Source organism: Moorena sp. SIO4G3, assembly GCF_010692305.1.
Taxonomy (GTDB): domain Bacteria; phylum Cyanobacteriota; class Cyanobacteriia; order Cyanobacteriales; family Coleofasciculaceae; genus Moorena; species Moorena producens_A.
Genome location: NZ_JAAHIG010000683.1, coordinates 1 through 2,130, shown reverse-complemented (window position 1 = coordinate 2,130; position 2,130 = coordinate 1). Strand labels below are relative to the sequence as shown.

Here is a 2,130-nt window from a genome sequence, read left to right as displayed (position 1 = left end):
AATTTAAAGCAGTTGATTAGTGACCTGAATTATCTCTATCGCAGGGAACCGGCGCTTTATACTCAGGATTTTGACCAGGACGGCTTTGAATGGATTGATTGTAGTGACAATCGCCATAGTGTTGTGTCATTCATGCGCTATGCTCACGATTCTGAAGAGTTTATTGTGACAGTGTGCAATTTTACCCCTCAGCCCCATAGTCATTATCGGGTAGGAGTCCCCGAGATGGGATTCTACAAGGAATTGCTCAATAGTGATGCTCGCCAATACGGTGGTAGTAATATGGGTAATCTTGGGGGTAAGTGGACAGATGAATGGTTCTTCCACAATCATCCCTATTCCCTAGATTTGTGTTTGCCACCCCTGGGGGTGTTGATTTTAAAGCTTGATGATCAAAAAACTCAAGCAGGCTTACAGTAGTGGGGAGATGGGGAGATGGGGAGATGGGGAGATGGGGAGATGGGGAGATGGGGAGATGGGGAGATTTTTATTAAGGGTAATTACCGGGGTATCATAGCATATCTCTTTGATAATGTTCCCGATTCCCGATTCCCGATTCCCAATTCCCGATTCCCGATTCCCGATTCCCTGCTGCCCTCAATAACAATACTTTTTACTATTATTCGGTTTAGGATGATATCTACCCTTGCGCAGGGCTCCGATCAGGGTGGATACGTAAACGCAACGTTGGGTGGTGCTATTATTCTTGGTGATTAGGGTGATTTGTCCCAGTTGTCCGTTGGTGTTTCCTTTGTAGTTAAACTGGACTCGCCATACTCCAGCATTTGAACAGTCTCCCTTTGGTTTGGCTAGGGTAGTCTCGGATTTACCTTTCTTATTTTTGTCTTTGTAGATGGCGATGGTAGAGCTAAGGCTATGCCAATGGACTTGATCTAAAATGCATGTTTTTCCCATAGCTCGGTGAATTGACCACTGGACAATGCCATCTTTTTCTCGAAAGCTAGTTTGCCAGATGTCTTTGTCTCGTTTGGCGTTGCTTTGGGCAATCCGCATGGCTCGGTAGATTTGGTCTTGGGCCATGTTGAGCTGCAGATGATTGATAAAGGTGAGCCAGCTGGGGGTTGCGATCGCAGCCAATAGTCCAACTAGCAATACTACAATCATAGTTTCCAGTAGAGTGAATCCAGCGATCGCGCAGCGTGCGCGTAGCGCAATCGCATCAGCTGGGGATTGATCGCCCTGTTGGCTATTGAATTGCATCGACTATCACCCTGATTTAAGTTTTATCTTTCACCTTTCTAACTCACTCAGCATTATGTTGAATGATTACATTCTGCCCCTTTTTTATTAGTTTCTAGGGCACCCAAGATAGTTTTTATTTTTACACATCGCTTGGTAGCTTCAATAGGGTTATTTTTATTCTTAGAATCGGGCACAGCGACTACAATAGCTAAGTTAGTGTCTGCATCATTTGGTAGAACGCCCTGGTTATCAAAGGTAATTGTTTTATTATCGTCTTTCAAAATGGATAACGTTCCAAGTTGGTTTTCAGTAGTTAGGTTTGTACCCACCCAAATTTGGTCTGGTTTGACACCTAAATCACCTACTAAACTCTGCCATTGAAAGTTTTGTGTTGGATTATCATTCTTGTTGTCTTTATAAACTGCCGCTTCTGGAACTCCGTCGTTCATCCTAAAACTAACGCTATAGCTGAGTTTTTTATTTTTAGCTTGTCGCTGGGCTTCTTGGATTACACTTAACACTCTCTCATTCACTTTATTCACTCGTTGTCGATTCACAAAAGCTAGCCAGCTGGGAGCAGCAATGGCGGATAAAATTCCTACCATTAAGATTACTATCAGTAATTCCATAAAGGTGAATCCAGCATCCTTATTTGCTTTCCGGTTTAGGCTTTGATTATCTTCCATTTTTCTGTAATATGTAAACATATAATGCTATAGGGTTTCTGATGATATTTATGAAGTAAATTTAATCTTATTCCTCCGTTCCCCCCTTATTAAGGGGGGTTAGGGGGGATCTCTACTCCCGACTCCCGACTCCCGACTCCCTAAAAAACTTCTATATTATTTAATATTAAGGAAACCCCGTCCTTCAACTTGCATGGTTACGGTAGGGAAATAGCTAGACTGCTTCTTGAGGAAGTTATAT

3 protein-coding genes are annotated in these 2,130 nt (G+C 42.7%); 1 reads left to right on the top strand and 2 read right to left on the bottom strand.

What is annotated here, in order from left to right:
• A partial coding sequence (locus F6J99_RS44535) for an alpha amylase C-terminal domain-containing protein (protein WP_293123729.1) occupies nt 1–420 on the top strand: 420 nt, incomplete at its 5' end.
• A gap of 177 nt (nt 421–597) precedes the next feature.
• On the opposite strand, the gene F6J99_RS44530 is transcribed toward F6J99_RS44535, so the two are convergent.
• Nucleotides 598–1,221: a type II secretion system protein gene (locus F6J99_RS44530; RefSeq protein WP_293123727.1), complete on the bottom strand. Its 624-nt coding sequence runs from the start codon at nt 1,219–1,221 to the stop codon at nt 598–600.
• Between the two features lie 53 nt (nt 1,222–1,274).
• Nucleotides 1,275–1,889 carry a type II secretion system protein gene (locus F6J99_RS44525; protein ID WP_293123725.1) on the bottom strand — a complete coding sequence of 205 codons (615 nt, stop codon included), beginning with the start codon at nt 1,887–1,889 and terminating at the stop codon, nt 1,275–1,277.
• Nucleotides 1,890–2,130 lie beyond the last annotated feature (241 nt).

Bases quoted from the DNA above. Each gene is read 5' to 3' on its own strand.
- F6J99_RS44530 (WP_293123727.1), bottom strand. From the start codon at position 1,221: ATGCAATTCAATAGCCAACAGGGCGATCAATCCCCAGCTGATGCGATT.
- F6J99_RS44525 (WP_293123725.1), bottom strand. From the start codon at position 1,889: ATGGAAGATAATCAAAGCCTAAACCGGAAAGCAAATAAGGATGCTGGA.